Origin of the sequence: Sphingomonas aerolata (genome assembly GCF_023935825.1) — a bacterium.
In the GTDB taxonomy this organism is placed as follows: Bacteria; Pseudomonadota; Alphaproteobacteria; order Sphingomonadales; family Sphingomonadaceae; genus Sphingomonas; species Sphingomonas aerolata.
The window spans coordinates 3,651,487-3,667,830 of the sequence record NZ_CP098762.1 but is presented as its reverse complement, the minus strand read 5'-3'; the positions used below and the strand labels follow the sequence as shown (position 1 = coordinate 3,667,830).

Genomic DNA, 16,344 nt, shown 5'->3' with positions numbered 1-16,344 from the left:
TTTTGCTGACGGCGCATCGCGCGACATCGATCGGGATCGAGGATCGGTCGGCCTATCCCGTCCGGCTTACGCCAGCCTTACAGGCGGCGATGGGCGCGGGCGGTGCGCTCCGGGCAGCCCGACCGGGGAGCGTCGATGCGGATCCTGATCGTCGAGGACCATGCCGATCTGGTCACGATGCTGATCCGGCTGCTCGGCGAGGCGGGCTATGCCGCGGACGCCACCGCGACGGCCGCCGATGCACGGCTGATCCTGTCCTATACGCGCTATGCCGCGGTCATCCTCGATCTCGGGCTGCCGGACGGCGATGGCCTGTCGGTCGTGCGCGAATTGCGTGACCGCGATGATCCCACGCCGGTCATCGCGCTGACGGCGCGGGCAAGCGTCGCACACCGGGTGACCGGGCTCGAGGCGGGGGCCGACGACTATCTCGCCAAGCCGTTCGCGCCCGAGGAACTGCTCGCGCGCATCCAGGCGCTGCTCCGGCGCAGCGGCACGATTGTCGATCGGACGATCGATTGCGGCAATGTCCGGTTCGATCCGGCAACGCGCGAGGTCACCGTTGCCGGCCGGCCGACCGTTTTGTCCGCGCGCGAACTGGAGGTGCTCGCCGGGCTGATCCGCCGCACAAGCCGGGTGGTGACTAAGCAGCATCTCGAACAATTGCTGTTCGGGCTCGCCGACGATCTCGGGTCGAATGCGGTCGAGGTCTATGTCCACCGGCTGCGGCGTCGCCTGGCGGAAGCGCAGGCGACCGCGGACATCGTCACGGTCCGCGGGGTCGGCTACATGATGCTGGAGCGGGACGCGTGACGCGGCCGCCACGGTCGTTGATGGCGCAGATCCTGCGCTGGCACGCGATCGCGGTGCTGATCACCGCCGTCGCGGTGGCCGGCGGGGTCTATCTGTTTCTCGACACGACGGCGGCGCGGATCCAGCATCAGACGGTCCACGTCCATACCCAGGCCCTGCGCCAGGCGCTGTCGCAGGACGCGCGCGGCCGGTTGCACCTGACCCAGGACGGGACCAGCGCCGCAGTGTTCGCGCCGGGGGCGGGCTTTGCATTCCGCATCGTCGATCCGCGTGGTGCGGTCCTGTTCCGGTCGGATTCGCCGATCATGGTGCCGCTCGCGGCCATCCCGCTGAGCGACGAGGAGCGCTTCTTCCGCCGGCAGTCGCGGCATGCCTTCTATGCCGGCGCCAGCAGCCCGGCGCGCGTCGGAAGCGCACGCGTTTGGATCGTCGTCCTGCAGAATCTGACCCACCCGGACTATATTCTCGACGACCTGCTCGCGCAGTTCCTGCTCTACGGTCTGGCGATCGTGACGCCGGTCCTGCTGCTGCTGCTGGCGATCGACGTGCTGATTATCCGGCGTGCGGTCGCGCCGGTACGGCGAGCCTCCGCATCGCTGCGGACGGACGATGCGCTGCCGCTCGATCTGCGGCTGCATGACGACCGGCTTCCGGCCGAGGTGCGGCCACTCGCGCGCGCGGTGAACGCGTTGCTGGAGCGTCTGACGTCGAGCTACCGCATGCAGCGCGACTTCATCGCCGATGCGGCGCACGAGCTGCGCACGCCGATCGCGGTGGCCAGGCTTCGTGTCGAGGAGGTCGAGGATGCTACGTTGCGAGCGACGCTGCGCAGCGATCTCGACACGCTCGGCCGCATCGTCGAGCAGGTGCTGGAGCTCGCCGAACTGGAAACCGTCGCGCTGGATACCGCGGCATCTGTCGATCTCGTCGCGATCGCGACCGACGGCGTGGCTTCGATCGCACCGCTGGCGATCCGCCAAGGCAAGTCGATCGCGCTGTCGACGGCGGCGGACAGCGTGATGGTCGCGGGCCATGCGGCCTGGATCGCCAAGGCGCTGGGCTGCCTGATCGAGAATGCGGTCAAGCATAGCGGGCCTGGCCGTCGGATCGACGTGACGATCGGGACAGACGGCACGCTGGCGGTCTGCGACGACGGCCCCGGCATCCCCGAGGCGGATCAGCCGTCGATCTTTCGCCGTTTCTGGAAACGCGATCGTGCCGCATCCGCCAGCAGCGGGCTGGGGCTGGCGATCGTCGCGCAGGTCGCGGAGGCGCACGCGACGCGGGTGGTGCTCGCGTCGCGGCCGGGGCGGACCCGGTTCGCGATCACCTTCCGCGCCGTATTGATCCGCCGCTGATCGCGAGCCCATCTTCGCCACTGACGCGCTCTCATCGGGCATTGCACCATGGTCCACATAGCGGGCACGCGGTCGCAGAGGAGTTTGGTATGACGAGTATTGCGCAGGACCGTGGCCCCTTGGAGACGGATGCGTCGATGCCAGGCCCGTCGGGCGGACACCATCTCGGTCGGGGGCTGACGTTCGTGATGGCCGCGGCGGCCGGCGTTGCCGTCGCCAATATCTATTACAACCAGCCCATGCTGGGGATCATCGAGCGCGACCTGCCCGGGGCCGCGACCAGCCTGGTGCCGACTGCGACCCAGCTTGGCTATGCCGCGGGACTGTTCCTTCTGGTACCGCTCGGCGACCTGGTCGAACGCCAGCGTCTGATCGTCGTGCAGTTCTTGGGGCTGGCCGCGGCCCTGATCCTCGCCGCGATCGCCCCGAGCGCGGCGATGCTGATCGCCGCGTCGCTGCTCGTCGGGATATTGTCGACCGTCGCGCAACAGGTCGTGCCGTTCGCCGCGCATCTCGCAAGCCCGGAACGACGCGGTGCAACGGTCGGGACGGTCATGGCGGGGCTGTTGTGCGGCATCCTGCTCAGCCGGACGCTGGCGGGTTTCGTCGCGACGCATGCCGGATGGCGGGCGATGTTCTGGCTGGGCGTGCCGATGGCGCTCGGCGCGGGGGTGGTGATGGCGATGCGGCTGCCGCGCAGCGTCCCGACCGCGGATCTCGGTTATGCAGGGCTGTTGCGGTCGCTCGGCGGTCTTTGGCGGGAGTTCGGCACGCTGCGCAAGGCGGCCATCACGCAGGCGCTGCTGTTCGGCGCGTTCAGCGTGTTCTGGACGATGCTCGCACTCCATCTGCAGAGCCCGCGCTTCGGTCTGGGGGCGGATATTGCGGGTCTGTTCGGGGTGGTCGGCGCGGTCGGCGTGCTCGCCGCGCCGGTCGCCGGGCGTATCGCCGACCGCCGCGGTCCCAGGCTGGTGATCCTGCTCGGGGCCGTGCTGACGCTGGCAAGCTGGGCGGTCTTTGCGCTGTGGAGTTCGATTGCCGGACTGGTGGTCGGCGTGATCCTGCTCGATTTCGGTGTGCAGAGCGCGCTCGTCTCCAACCAGCATGTCGTTTACGCCCTGCGGCCCGAGGCCCGCGCCCGGCTCAACACGATCTTCATGGGGGCGATGTTCCTCGGCGGCGCGGCGGGATCGGCCGGTGCGACCTGGGCATGGCACATGGACGGTTGGGTCGCGGTCACGGGGCTAGGCGCGGCCTTGTCCGCGGCGGCGGTGCTGCTTCAGGTCGTCGCGGCCAGACGCCGGCGCTGATCCGTCGAGGCACCGCCGATTTCAGCCACTTGCGCCGATCGCCCCTGCGGGCAACAACCATGCCGGGTCCTGGGAGTTCGCCAATGCATCGTCGCACCTTCATCGCATCGCTGCCGGCGGCTGCGATGCTTCCGACACTCGCGTCTGCGCAGCGCGGTACAGCCAGCAGCGACCCCGCCCCCGGCCCGGGTCAGGGGGCAGCGCCCGCGACGGATACCAATCCTACATTCTGGGCGCCCGGCGAGGAGCGCTTCCTGCGCCCCGACGTCCATGCCGGCGACCGGCCGATCGGCGCGAGCTTCGCGTCGCGCACCGCGGTCTATGGACTCAACGGCGCGGCGGGGACCGCGCACCCGCTCGCGACGCAGGCGGGGATCGACATCCTGCGGTCGGGTGGGTCGGCGGTCGATGCGGCGATCGCGATCAACGCGTGTCTCGGCTTCCTCGAGCCGACGTCGAGCGGGATCGGCGGGGATGCCTATGCGATGATCTGGGATCCCAAGGCCAAGGCGGTCGTCGGGCTCGCGGGTTCGGGTAAATCGCCGCGCGGCCTGAGCCTGGAAACGGTGCGGTCGCGCGCCAAGAACGGCGCACTGCCGCCGCTCGGCGCGCTCAGCGTGTCGGTGCCCGGGACGGTCGACGCGTGGTGGACGATGCACCAGCGCTACGGAAAGCTGCCCTGGGCGGCGCTGTTCCAACCCGCGATCGCGCTGGCTGAAGCGGGCGCGGCGGTGCCCGACATCATTGCCTATTACATCCGCCGCAGCCTCACCGCGTTCCGCCGTCCGGGGAACGGGCTGGAGGAATCGCAGAACGCGCTGCGCACTTATGGCCTCGCGGACGGCAAGGGCCCGGCGGCGGGCGGGGTGTTCCGCAATCCCGATCTCGCGCGCACGTACCGCGCGATCGCAAACGGTGGACGCGATGCGTTCTATGAGGGCGACATCGCGCAGAAGATCGAGCGCTACTTCAAGCGGATCGGCGGGTGGCTGTCGGCGGCGGACCTCGCGGCGCACCATTCGGAATGGATCGCGCCCAGCACGACGGACTATCGCGGCACCACCGTCCACGCGCTCGGCGCGAACACGCAGGGGCTGGCGACGCTCCAGATGCTCAACATTCTCGAACGGTTCGACCTGAAGGGCGCAGGCTTCCAGTCCGCGCTGTCGATCCACCTGCAGGCCGAGGCCAAGCGCCTCGCCTATGAGGATCGCGCGCGCTATTATGCCGATCCGCACTTCGCCAAGGTGCCGGTCGAGTGGCTGATCTCGAAGGATTATGCCGCACAGCGCGCCAAGCTGATCCGCCCCGACCGATTGCTGACCCCGGTCTATCCACGGCAGGCGCCAAGTCACGGCGACACCACCTATTTCAGCTGCGCGGACAAGGACGGCATGATGGTGTCGATGATCCAGTCCAACTTCCGCGGGATGGGATCGGGCCTCGTCGCCGATGGCCTCGGCTTCATGTTTCAGGATCGCGGGCAGTTGTTCAGCCTCAAGGACGGGCACCCCAACATCTATGCGCCGGGCAAGCGGCCGTTCCAGACGATCATCCCGGGCTTCGCAACCCGCGGCAACACGCCGTGGATGAGCTTCGGGGTGATGGGCGGCGACATGCAGCCGCAGGGGCAGACGCAGATCATCGTCAACCGCGTCGACTACGGGCTCGAGATCCAGTCGGCAGGGGATTCGCCGCGCTGGCATCACGAGGGATCGTCGCAATCGATGGGCGAGGATACGCCCGGGCTCGGGCCCACCGGGTTGCTACGGTTAGAAACCGGGGTGCCGGTCGCGACGCGGAAGCGGCTGGCCGACATGGGGTGGACGATCGGAGAGCCGGATGGCGGCTTCGGGCGCTATGAATGTGTCGAGCACCGGATGGACGGCGACACCCGCGTCTATGCCGCGGCGAGCGAGATGCGCGCCGATGGCTGCGCACTGGCCTATTGAGCAGGGCGGGGCTGGCCTAGCGGTCCAGCCCCAGTGCGACACGGTCGGCCGTCGCGGCGGCGAGTTCGGCGCGCGCGGAGGCGATCCGCGCCTGCGCGTCGATCAGGCGGACGCGCGCATCGGTCGCGGTCTCCTCGCGCTGGTTGACGAGGAAGAAGTCGCCCGATCCCAGCTCGAAACGGCGGCGTTCGGCAACCGCGAGCCGGTCGGCAAGACTGCGTTCCTCCTCCGCGATACCGGCGAGCCGTTCGGTCGCGCCGACCGCGATGACGATTCCCTCGACCTCGATTGCGATCTGGTCGCGCAGGAAGCGACTGCGCTGTACCAGTGCGTCGATCTCGGCGCGGGCTTCGGCCACGCGCCCCTTGGCGGCGCGATTCTGAAGCGGGACGCTGAAGCGGAAGCCGACCGCCGCTTCGAGCGGCGTGCGGTTCGGTCCGCCCAGACCGACCGGGCCGACATCCTTGCCGACTTCACCGCGCAGATCGAGCCGAGGCGACAGATCGTTTTCCGCCAGCATCAGCCGCGCGGTCGACTGGTCGATCCGGGTCAGGATCGCCCGGTAATCCGGCCGCGAGACCGCGGCCGCGCTCGATCCGGTCGGCGCGACGCCGGCAAGCGCGCTCGTGTCCGCGGGCAGCCGGTCGGGTGATACGAGCAGCAGCGCCCCCGCATCGTCGCGCAGATAGAGTGACAGCGTGTTGGCGGCGGTGGCGATATCCTGTTCGGCGCGCACGACGAGTGCGCGCCGGCGGACGAGGTTTTGGTCGTTTTCGGTCAACAGGATTTCGGGTCGTGCACCCAGCGTCACCAGCCGCCCGATCGCGCCGCGCCGCCGTTCCGCCAGATCGAGCAGGTCGCGATAGGCACGCAGGCGCAACCCCGCGGCGACCCAGGCCTGATAGGCGTCGACCGCGCGGCGCTGGACGCCGATCGCGACCATCTGGGCTTCGAACCGCGCGACGTCGATGTCCGCGCCGGCGACGCTGCGCCGCGTCCGGCGTTCGTCCACCACGCGGTCGCGCAGCAGCGCGAACAGCGCGCCGACCTTGGCCTCGCCCAGCCGGTTGGTATAGGCCTGATCCTCATAGACCGGAAAAGTGCCCCGCGACGCGCGGTAGCCACCATAGACATAGCCGCCATTGGTCGTCAGCGGCCGCGTCACACGGCTCTCGACCACGGTGCCGTCATAATAGCCCGCGACGCGCGACTTGCCGTCGACGTCGAACACCGTGTCGAACGCGCCGTCCGCCGACAGCGATCGCCCCTCCGCCTGGCGGACGCGCGCGAGTGCCTCGACGATCTGCGGGGCGGACCGCGCGGAGGCACGCAGCACCTCGTCGAGTGTCAGTGGGGCGGCTTGCGCGATCGCCGCCACTGGGGACAGCAGCATCAGCAGTGCGGCGAAGAATCGGGTCACTTCTTGCCGCCCTCCTCGTCGGACGCCTTCGCGTCCATGGCCTTGGCCTCGCCCTTCGCGGCTGCCGCCGGGCGCCGCCCGAATTCAAGCGGGAAGTCGTTGAGCTGGCGCCAGAGTTCATAGCCGACCAGCACCGTCTCGCCCTGCACCCAGCCGCGCACCTTGCCGCCGGGGCGGACGAATTCGCGCGCGGGCCAGGCAGGCTTGCCGGGCTGGGGCTCGACCAGGATGCGGAACAGCCCGTCTGGCGCGGCATTGGGATCGATCGTGCGGACGCGGCCGTCGAACATGCCCTGTGCAACCGATGGCCAGCCGCTGAACTGGATCGCGGGCCAGCCCTCGAATTCAAGGCGGACTGGTCGGCCGGGACGCAGCACCGGCACGTCGCGACCGTCGACGAACAGTTCGACCGCGCGCTCGACGCGCTCGGGCGCGATCACCGCGAGCACGGTGCCGGGCGACACCATCGATCCACCGGTCGTGGCGTTGAGCTGCTGGACGCGACCGTCGCGCGGTGCGCGGACCATCTGCGCGGACTGGCGGTTGAGCTGGATGTCGATCCGGTTGAGCTTGGCGCGCGCCTCGGCCAGCTTGGCGCCCGCATCGGCGACCTTGATCTGGGTCTGCTCATAGTCGCGCCGCGCGGCCAGCCCCTCGGCGAAGAGCTGCGCGGTACGCGACACGTCGATGCCGGCGACCGCGCGGCTCTGCTGGACCGCGGCGATCTCCGCCTCGACCTGCGCCCGCTCGGCCCGCAGACGCGACAGCAGGTCGGGGTCGAGATCGACGACGCGGGCGATCGGATCGCCGCGTTCGACATGCTGCCCGTCATGCACGTACCAGCGTTCGACGCGGCCGGGCACGAACGCCGTCACCTGCTGCTGCCGATCGTCGGGGTCGAGCGCGACGACCTGGCCGGTGCCGTTGGCGGTCTGCACCCAGGGGACCAGCACCATGATCGCGATCGCGACCGCGATGCCGATCAACAGCAGCCACGCGACCGTCACCGCGCTGCGCGGGGCGCGCATCTTCGCCAGTGTCGGGAAATGCGCAACGCGATCGGGACTATACGGCATCGTTCGACTCCGTATGCGCGTCGGTGATCAGCGCGGCATGGGTGGCGAAGCGTCGCTGGCGATGCGGTTCGAGGCGGAACCAGCCATCGAGGACGATGTCCTCGGGCCGGCCGGTACACAGCAAGGTGGTCGTCCCGGCCGCCTTCAGCCGGCGCAGCACGTCCGCCAGCCGCTCCGCGGGGATCAGGTCGCACAGCTGCGAAAGCATCAGCACGCGTGGTCGCACGAGCAGCGCGCTGGCAAGCTTGAGCGCGACGACCTCGCCGATCGCCAGCGGATAGCCCGACGCGGCAAGAGGGGTGTCGAGCCCGTGCGGGAATTGCGCAACCCGCTCGCGCAGGCCCACGGCATCGAGGACTTCGAGCATCCCGCCCGGGTCGGATCCGGCCGCCGCGGCAAGCGACAGATATTCGCGGATCGTGACCTCGACGATGGTCGGCCGGTCGAGAACCACAACCGCTGAGCGCAATAGATACATGTCGAACGTCGCCATGTCGGCGCCCCCGACCGTGACCAGCCCGCGCTCGGGCACGATGTGCCGCTTGAGCACCATCGCCAGCAGCCGTTCCGCCCCGCCATCCGCTAGCGTGACGAGCTGTTCGCCCGCCGCCAGCGAGAAGTCGAAGCGCGCACCCTCCACTTCGACTGCCTCGAGCCGGACGGCACCATCGCCGGGCGCCTGTCCCGCGGTGGCGGCCGCCTGTTCCTGCGGTATCGCGAACAGCAGCGACAATTCCTCCGCGCTTGCGATCAGGTCGTAGAGTGTGTCGAGATACCAGCCGAGCTGCGACACGCCGTAGAATACGCCGCTCAGGATCAGCTCGGCCGCGACCAGCTGTCCGATCGACAGTTCGCCGCGCAGGATCAGATTGCCGCCAAGCGCAAGCAGCGCCGCGCTGGCAAAGGCATAGAGCAGCAGGAAGGCGACGGTCTGCGCGAAGCTGTAGCGGAAATAACGTTCGTGCCGGTCGACATAGGTGGCAGTGACGGCTTCGGACCGATCCATCGCGAAATCGAGATGGCGGCTCGATTTGTAGAAGCCGTTCGATCCGCCCAGGCTTTCGAGCCAGCGGGCCGCCTCGTGCTTGGCGTGGCTGAGCGCGACCGCGGAGCGGATCGATCCGCGCGACCAGATCGTCCAGATCGCGAGCACCAGCAGGATCAGCAGCGCGTTGAACGCGAGGAAGAAGGGGTGGTAGAAACTCGTCACGACCAGCCCGACCGCGGACTGGAGGATGATCGTGAACGCCCCGATCACCAGGCTCGGCACCGCCTTCTGCACCACGACGAGATCGAAATAGCGGTTGAACAGGTCGCCGCGATTCTGATCGGCGAAGAAGGGGTTCTGCGCGTGGACGGCGCGTTCGGTGATTTCGGCGACGACGCGCGCGAAAAAGCGCCGTTCGAACAGCGCCATGACCCAGAAGCGCATCGCGCTGAGCCCGGCCACGAACAGCAGCAGCACAAGCAACAGCCCGGCCAGCGTCCATAACGGTGCGGGCAGCGCGGTGTTGGCGACGCTGTTGATCAGCAGCTGCACCGAGATCGGCGTGGCGAGCGACAACAGGCTGATCGCGACGCCGTACACCATTGCGAGGCGGAGATAGGGCGTATCGGGTCCGACGATCTCGCCCAGCCAGCCGCGCGCTTCACGCCATCCGATTCGTTTGCCTGCCACCTGCGTCATCCAACTGCTCGAGTCCGCAATCAGAATTGCCGCACAGTGTTATTGATACAACTACGGGGCGGCTATATCATCGATAGGATAAACCTATGGGCCAACCGCGCGCAACAGGTCGGCGATCAGGTGATAGGCGGGAGCACGGCCTGCGCCGATGCGCCACAGCAGTCCGATCTCGCGATATTGTCGGCCATGGCTGAACGGCCGCACGATGACGTCGCCACCGTCACGCACTTCCTGGCGGACATAGAGTTCGGGCAGCAATGCCAGCCCCATGCCCATCCCGGCCATCTGCCGGATCGCGTCGAGACTGGTGCCCTCATAATCATTGAGCACGACCGCGCCGACTTCGCCGGCGATCGCGGCGACCTGTTGCGCGAGGCGATAGTCCGCGACGAGCGTCAGCAGGTTCTGGCCGCGCAGATCGGCCATCTCGATTCCAGCCTTGGGGGCCAGCGGATGGTCCGCCGCCATCGCCAGATACAGCGCCTCACGGAACAGGCGCTCGGTGTGGAATCCGCGCCCCGCGACCGGGAGCTGTGCGAGGATCAGGTCGTGGTCCCCGGCCGCGAGTCCGGCGGTCAGCGCGGAGGGCAGGCCTTCGCGGACATGGATGCGCAGCGTCGGATGGTCACGGTGCAGACGCGCGACGAAGGTCGGTAGCAGATAGGCGCCGAGCGTCGGCGATACGCCCAGCCGGATCGTCCCGACCAGCGCGTCCGCTGAAGCGACGCGCACTTCCTCCAGGTCCGCAAGGTCGAACAGGATCCGACGCGCGCGCTCGAGAAGCTCGCGGCCGAGCGGCGTCGGGATCGCAGGCCCGCCGCGCTCAAAGAGCGGCGCACCGAGAATTGTCTCGAGCGCGCGAATCTGTTGCGAGAGCGACGGCTGCGACACGCCCATCCGTTCGGCCGCGCGGGTGAAGCTGCCGTTTTCGGCGAGCGCGACGAAATAGCTGAGCTGGCGGATGGTGGTCCTGGGGCGATGCATGCGTCATCCTATCGCGCCCGAGCCTGCCGTGCGCACCTGTTATCACGTCATCGCCCGGTGCTGCGATCAGGTCAGCCAGCCCCCGGTAAACCCCGCGCGCTGCAAGCCGCGGCGGATATGCGGATTGCGGCGCATGGTCGTCCAGACGAGGCCGGTACGCCAATTCTCCATCATGACCACAATCGCGCCCTGGTCGATGCCCAGATAATCGTCGTCCACCCACCCCGCAGCGGGATCGACGCTGCCATGCTTGAGCGGCACCGACGTGGCCGTCAGCGTCGGGTTGAACGAATCGAGAAAGCCGTATTTGCCGTAGATGCGGGCGCCGTAGCGGGCGTGCATCGTCTCGATCGCGCGGCTCGACAATTCGGGTTCGAACGCGATCGATGCCGCTGCCGCGGTCGGGGCCAGCGTCCCGTCGTCCCGGTCGCCGACGCCGCGCGCCGCATAGCTGAAGAATTCGCGGCGGCGGCCACCGATGTCGATGGCGAAATCGCCGGGGCCGTCGCATGCGGTCAGCCCCCAGACATCGGGGCCATAGCCTACCCAGCCTTCGGGGTTGGCGATCGCATAGGCGCGCTGGGCGCGGACGGCGCGGCGGCTGTTCTCGAAATAATCGATGCCCTTCGCCGTCATGTAGCGGTCGCGAATGCCGCGGAAGTCGATCCAGCAATGGCTGTACTGATGGATGAACAGTGCGGGAAACTGGACGTGCGGCTCGCCGCCCCAGCGGTCGCCCCACTGCGCATCGAACCGGCTCGTCCACGCATCCCAGCTCTCTGCCGGTAGCGCGTGCGTCGGCGAGCCGAGCGCGAGGATATAGAGCAGCAGGCCTTCGTTGTAGATGTTCCAGTCATGCGGGATGAAGCCGCTTTCGGGATGCCAGCCCATCGCCATGAACGGCGCACGCGGGGTGATCCAGGTCCAGTCGATCGCGGCATAGAGCTGGTCCGCCAGCGCACGGATCCGGACGTCGCCCGGATGCTCGGTATCGAACCAGCTCTGGGCGAACAGCACGCCGCCGATCAGCAGCGCCGTGTCGATCGTCGACAGTTCAGCCCGCGCGAAGCGGTGACCCTTGGTCCTGCCGAGGAAATGGTAGAACAGGCCCTTGAAGCCGCTGTCGTCGCTACGGCTGTCGCCCTGCGGGGCGGCTGCGAAGAATTCGAGCGTGGCCAGGGTCCGCGCGCGCGCCTGGTCGCGCGTGATCCAGCCATTCTCGACCCCGATCGGACAGGCGGTGAGCGCGAAGCCGACCGCAGCGATCGACGCGAAGGACGGGGTCGGCCAACGATCGGGTGCAAGCCCCGTGACGGGATCGGTCGTGTCCCAGAAATAGCGGAAGCTGCGGTGATGGAGGTCCGCGAGCAACGCGCTCGGCATCGGCGTAGCGATGGTCCCGGGGCGGGGTAGGGCCGCGCTGGGGATGGGCGCACTGGGGCGGAACGGCGCGGCGCAACCGGCCATGAGTCCCGCCAGGCCGAGCGTGCTGTGGCCCAGCATCTGCCTGCGATCGATCATGATGTCCTTCGGGTCTGGTCTTCAAAAGGAGCGGGGGCGTGGCTGGGCCACGTCCCCCGGGGCAGGTCAGAAGGAGAAACCCGCCGACAGTTTGACCGTGCGCGGTGCGTTGCCGCCCGTGCTGTAGGTCGACCGCCGACCGTAATTCGGATCGAGCGGGCTGTTGTTGAAATCGACGTAATTGCGGTCGTTCATCACGTTCAGGATATCGAGCCGCATGCGGATCCTGGTCTGATCGGAGATGAAGCCGAGCGGGACATATTTCGTGAACGCGAAATCGAGCTGTCGGCGACCCCAGAGATCGCCAAGGCCATCGGCCTCGCGCCCGACCAGCGTTCGCGAGAACGGATCCGAATTGTCGATGAACGCCTTGAGATAGATCGGCGACTCGATCTGGAACTTGGTCGAGATCGTCACACCGATCGGCGTATCGACGCTGCCCGCGATGACGAACCGGTGACGCGGCACGCCCGACGAGCGCAAGGTCGGATAATCGGAGAGCTGGGCGAAATCGAGCGAATAGGTTTCGCCGAACTGGCGGTTCTCGTCGGCCTGCGTGTAGGTGTAGGTCGCGTCGATGCTCCACGGCGAGGCCGCCGAATAGGTCTTGGTCAGCTTGAAATAGACCGCATCGGAATTGGTCTTCAGGCCATTGGTGCCGAGAATGATCGACCCGAAGCCGTTCGGCGAGAAGGAGAACGGCGACTGCGGCACGTCGGTCGGGTTGGCCGGATCGTTGAAGAAGAAGCTCCCGTCCGGGCGCCGGTTGCCGAGCAGGAACGCGAACCCGTCATTGCTCTCGATATGCGTGAAGCCGAGCTCGAGTTCGACCGGCGAGAAGCGGCCGCGCAGACCAAGGCTGAACTGGTCCGAATAGGGCAGCTTCAGGTCGTTGTTCATCATGACGATCGCGCGGCCGCCGCCGCTCGCCGAGGTCGCCAGCTGCTGACGTCCGGCCTCGGTCAGGTAGACCGGATCCCATGCGATACAGGTCTGGCTCGGCACGCAGGGGTTGAGTGAATCATTGCCGATGAAGTTGAACGTGCGGACCTGATACGCGCCCTGGCTGACCTCCTGCTGCAGGAAGTCGAACTGGTTGCGATCATAGGAGCGGCCATAGCCCCCGAACATCGAGAAGCGTCCGGCTTCGTCGAAGCGATAAGTGAAGCCCAGCCGCGGCTGCCACGCACCCTTGAACGCCTTCCGGTTGTTGCCGGTCGAGATATAATCGTTGATGTCGTAGTCGGCGCCAATGAGGTTGCCGTAATTGGCCGGCGACACCGCTGCGACATTCTCTGCCGAGGTGGCATAATCGAGATAGGCTGGCGTCCGCTCATAATCCCAGCGAAGGCCAAGATTGAGCGTCAGGTGATCGGTGACGTCCCAATCATCCTGCGCGTAGAAACCGATCTGGAAATTGTTCGACCGGACGTTGGGGTTGCCCGCCGCGACGGCGGCGCCGAACTGGAGCTGGTAGGGCAGCGTGTCGTTGAAGGCGACGCCGGGGATCGCGTTGACGTCATAGGTATATTGCGGGTTGGTCAGATTCTGCTCGCGCGTGTTGAGCTTCACCCATTTCGCCTTGGCGCCGACCTTGATCGTGTGCCCCTGAAGGCCGGTGAAGGTGAAATCGTCCTGGACGGTCCAGCCCTTCTGCCCCTTGGTCTGGAAGTTGCCACCGGCGCCGGCGCGAAGCAGATCGGTGCGCTGCGTGCCGCTGCCGATCCGCTGCGTCGCCTGGAAGAACTGCGTGATGCCGTCGGTCGCGGGCGTCGGCGAGAAGACTACATCCTCATACGAGACGCGCGCGTCGTTGATCCACGTATTGCCGGTATGCTGCCAGCGCAGCAGGCCGCGCTTGTCGACGACCTTGTTTAGCGTCGACGTGCTCGCGGCGTTGATACCCGTCGCGTTCTGCAGCCCGGATTCATTGCGATATTTGCCCGACAGCTCGATCAGATCATTGTCGGTCGGCACGATATCGATCTTGCCGAAATACAGGTCTTCCTTGAACCGCTGCGCGAAGGTGCCGAAATCGTCCCGATATTGTTCGGGGATCGACGCGACCGGATAGCCGTTCTCGGGCCGCACGTCGTACGGACTGGTGATGCGCTTGCCTTCATAGGTGAAGAAGAAGTGCGCCTTGTCCTTGATGATCGGGCCGCCCAGGGCCGCGCCGAACTGCTTGTTGCTGGTGTCGACCTTGGGAATCGTGGTCGGGAAAATCTCGCTCGGGCGACGGTCGCGCAGTTTCTGGTTGGTGTAGTCGAAGAAGCCTTCGCCGTGGAATTCATTCGTGCCCGACTTGGTCACCGCGGTGATCGCGACCGAGCTGACCTGGTCGAACTCCGCCTTGTAGTTCGACGACAGCACCTGATATTCGCCGATGCCGAGCTGCGGGAAGGGGTTGCCGGGCGACGAATCCTGGCCGGTGATGCCGTTCTTGAGGACGTAATCCTTCTGGCTGACACCATCGACGAAGACGTTGACGGTGCGGCTGTCCTGGCCGCCGCCCTGGATGCGCGACGCGCCGCTGGCGTCCTCGATGAAGCGAACGCCCGGTGCGAGATCCGCGAAGGCAAGGAAGTTGCGGTTGTTCTGTGGCAGTTGCTCGATCAGCCGCTGGGTGATGTTGCTGCCGACCTGGCCGCCCGACAGCGAGCGGATCCGGTTGCCGGTGACGACGATCTCGTCGCCCGTGCCGCCGGCAGCCGGGGTCGCCCCGGTGTCCGCCGTCGGATCAGGCTCGGCACCGGGCGTTGTCGGCTGGGCGGCGGGGGGCGTCGCGGCGCTCGACAGGTCGAGGTCGAGCCCGGCGCTCTGCCCGACGCGCAGCGTGAAGCTGTCGGAATTACGCGTACCGGTGCGCTGCTTGATCTCGAGGCGATAGGTGCCTGCGCGCAGCGACGCGAAGTTGTAGCCGCCAGCGGCGTCAGCGGGCACCGTGCGACGCAGGCCGGTCGCGACCTCGACCGCGGTGACCTCGACGACCGGATTGTCCGCCGGCGCGGTGATCGTGCCGCGTAACGACGCCTGGCCGACCTGGGCGGCTGCCGGCGCGGGGGCGAACAGCACCCCGCCGGACAGCGCCGTCAGCGAAAGCGCTGCCGCACGCAACATCATCTTGGTCATGGTCGTTCCCCTGTTCCCGATTGATCGGGTGTCTCGTTGTGGATTGTGGATAGAAATGCGTTGGGTCGTGCCGGGTCGGGCTGGCCGGTCGATTCCCGTATGACGACGACCGGGACGCGCTGCTCGGGCAGGCCATCGTCCTGCCCGGCAATCGCGCCTGCCAGCCGTGCGACGCCGCGCGCACCGAAGGCCGCGATGTCGATGCTCGCGGTGGTCAGCGACGGCGTGATGAGCCGGGCGAGCGGGATGTCGTCGAAACCGGCGATCGCAATCTGCTCCGGAACGGCAATCCCGGCCCGTTTCAGCGTCATCATCGCGCCGATCGCCATCATGTCGTTCGCGGCAAAGATCGCGTCGGCGTCGCACCCCTCGTCGAGAAGGGTCGCGGCGGCGGCGATGCCCGAGGGTTCGTTAAAGTCACCCGGCAGGATGCGCAGCGCGACGCCTGCACGCGCACAGGCGTCGCGCGCGCCGCGACACCGTTCCTCGGCATCGATATTCCCCTCGGGGCCGGTGATATGAACCAGCCGGCGGCGGCCGGTTGCGATCAGATGCTCGACGATAGCGGCGGCACCGGCGGCGTTGTCGATGCGCAGTTCGGCGCGGCCGGGCTGCCCCGGCGCACAGTTCAGCAGCACCGCAGGCATGTCGCGCGGCAGGTGCGCGAGCAGCTCGTCCGCCGCGACCTGAGGGGCCATCACCAGCAGCCCGTCGACCCGACCGCGCATCGCGTTCAGCGCAGCCACACCGCGCGCCGCGTCGCCGTGCATCCTCATCAGCATCAGGTACAGCCCGCGCTCCGACGCCTCGCGGTCCATGCCGCGCAGCAGTTCGGAGAAGAATTCGCCGTGAAGATCGGGGATCACCACGCCGATCATCCCCGAGCGGGCCGAGCTCAGGTGTCGCGCCGCGGCATGCGGGACATAGCCAAGCCGCGATGCGACCTCCTCGATATGCTTGCGCAATTCGGGGCGGACGCTGGCCAGCCCGTTCATTGCCCGCGACACGGTCGCTACCGACACCGCCGCCTCGCGGGCAATATCACGGATAGTGGCGTGCGACATGGCTGGTCAGGATCCCCTCTGGCGTCG

11 protein-coding genes are annotated in these 16,344 nt (G+C 67.6%); 4 read left to right on the top strand and 7 right to left on the bottom strand.

Going from position 1 to position 16,344, the window contains the following annotated elements; genetic code table 11:
- The first annotated feature begins 135 nt into the window (after positions 1–135).
- The 4 genes from NEF64_RS16780 (at position 136) to NEF64_RS16765 (ending at position 5,433) form a co-directional block, all read left to right on the top strand.
- On the top strand, positions 136–813 hold the full coding sequence (locus tag NEF64_RS16780) for a response regulator transcription factor (RefSeq protein ID WP_056409260.1): 678 nt from the start codon (positions 136–138) through the stop codon (positions 811–813).
- Positions 810–2,171, top strand: a complete 1,362-nt coding sequence (locus NEF64_RS16775; RefSeq protein ID WP_156360469.1) for a sensor histidine kinase — start codon at positions 810–812, stop codon at positions 2,169–2,171. The genes NEF64_RS16780 and NEF64_RS16775 overlap by 4 nt, the downstream gene beginning before the upstream one ends.
- Before the next feature lie 137 nt (positions 2,172–2,308).
- Positions 2,309–3,481, top strand: coding sequence for an MFS transporter (locus NEF64_RS16770; RefSeq protein WP_056409262.1), 1,173 nt, complete (start codon positions 2,309–2,311; stop codon positions 3,479–3,481).
- Positions 3,482–3,564: 83 nt separating this feature from the next.
- Entirely contained in the window at positions 3,565–5,433 is a 1,869-nt protein-coding gene (locus NEF64_RS16765; RefSeq protein ID WP_252574171.1) for a gamma-glutamyltransferase family protein, read from the top strand.
- 16 nt (positions 5,434–5,449) lie between these two features.
- On the opposite strand, the gene NEF64_RS16760 is transcribed toward NEF64_RS16765, so the two are convergent.
- From NEF64_RS16760 to NEF64_RS16730, 7 genes are all read right to left on the bottom strand, one after another.
- Positions 5,450–6,853: a TolC family protein gene (locus NEF64_RS16760; RefSeq protein ID WP_107046034.1), complete on the bottom strand. Its 1,404-nt coding sequence runs from the start codon at positions 6,851–6,853 to the stop codon at positions 5,450–5,452.
- On the bottom strand, positions 6,850–7,929 hold the full coding sequence (locus NEF64_RS16755) for an efflux RND transporter periplasmic adaptor subunit (RefSeq protein WP_252574169.1): 1,080 nt from the start codon (positions 7,927–7,929) through the stop codon (positions 6,850–6,852). The genes NEF64_RS16760 and NEF64_RS16755 overlap by 4 nt, the downstream gene beginning before the upstream one ends.
- The gene (locus NEF64_RS16750) at positions 7,919–9,607 is read right to left on the bottom strand and encodes an ABC transporter transmembrane domain-containing protein (RefSeq protein ID WP_056409265.1); all 1,689 of its coding nucleotides are present in this window, start codon (positions 9,605–9,607) and stop codon (positions 7,919–7,921) included. The genes NEF64_RS16755 and NEF64_RS16750 overlap by 11 nt, the downstream gene beginning before the upstream one ends.
- A 93-nt stretch (positions 9,608–9,700) precedes the next feature.
- The gene (locus NEF64_RS16745; protein ID WP_031394538.1) at positions 9,701–10,600 is read right to left on the bottom strand and encodes a hydrogen peroxide-inducible genes activator; all 900 of its coding nucleotides are present in this window, start codon (positions 10,598–10,600) and stop codon (positions 9,701–9,703) included.
- Between the two features lie 66 nt (positions 10,601–10,666).
- Positions 10,667–12,121, bottom strand: coding sequence for a glucoamylase family protein (locus NEF64_RS16740; RefSeq protein ID WP_056409006.1), 1,455 nt, complete (start codon positions 12,119–12,121; stop codon positions 10,667–10,669).
- Positions 12,122–12,187: 66 nt separating this feature from the next.
- Positions 12,188–15,253: a TonB-dependent receptor gene (locus NEF64_RS16735; protein ID WP_235516506.1), complete on the bottom strand. Its 3,066-nt coding sequence runs from the start codon at positions 15,251–15,253 to the stop codon at positions 12,188–12,190.
- Complete coding sequence (locus NEF64_RS16730; protein ID WP_081877600.1) at positions 15,250–16,317, bottom strand: LacI family DNA-binding transcriptional regulator; 1,068 nt, start codon at positions 16,315–16,317, stop codon at positions 15,250–15,252. The genes NEF64_RS16735 and NEF64_RS16730 overlap by 4 nt, the downstream gene beginning before the upstream one ends.
- Between the last annotated feature and the right edge of the window lie 27 nt (positions 16,318–16,344).

Coding starts and splice junctions, on each gene's coding strand:
- NEF64_RS16780 (WP_056409260.1), top strand. CDS start 136: ATGCGGATCCTGATCGTCGAGGACCATGCCGATCTGGTCACGATGCTG.
- NEF64_RS16770 (WP_056409262.1), top strand. CDS start 2,309: ATGCCAGGCCCGTCGGGCGGACACCATCTCGGTCGGGGGCTGACGTTC.
- NEF64_RS16765 (WP_252574171.1), top strand. CDS start 3,565: ATGCATCGTCGCACCTTCATCGCATCGCTGCCGGCGGCTGCGATGCTT.
- NEF64_RS16755 (WP_252574169.1), bottom strand. CDS start 7,929: ATGCCGTATAGTCCCGATCGCGTTGCGCATTTCCCGACACTGGCGAAG.
- NEF64_RS16745 (WP_031394538.1), bottom strand. CDS start 10,600: ATGCATCGCCCCAGGACCACCATCCGCCAGCTCAGCTATTTCGTCGCG.
- NEF64_RS16740 (WP_056409006.1), bottom strand. CDS start 12,121: ATGATCGATCGCAGGCAGATGCTGGGCCACAGCACGCTCGGCCTGGCG.
- NEF64_RS16735 (WP_235516506.1), bottom strand. CDS start 15,253: ATGACCAAGATGATGTTGCGTGCGGCAGCGCTTTCGCTGACGGCGCTG.
- NEF64_RS16730 (WP_081877600.1), bottom strand. CDS start 16,317: ATGTCGCACGCCACTATCCGTGATATTGCCCGCGAGGCGGCGGTGTCG.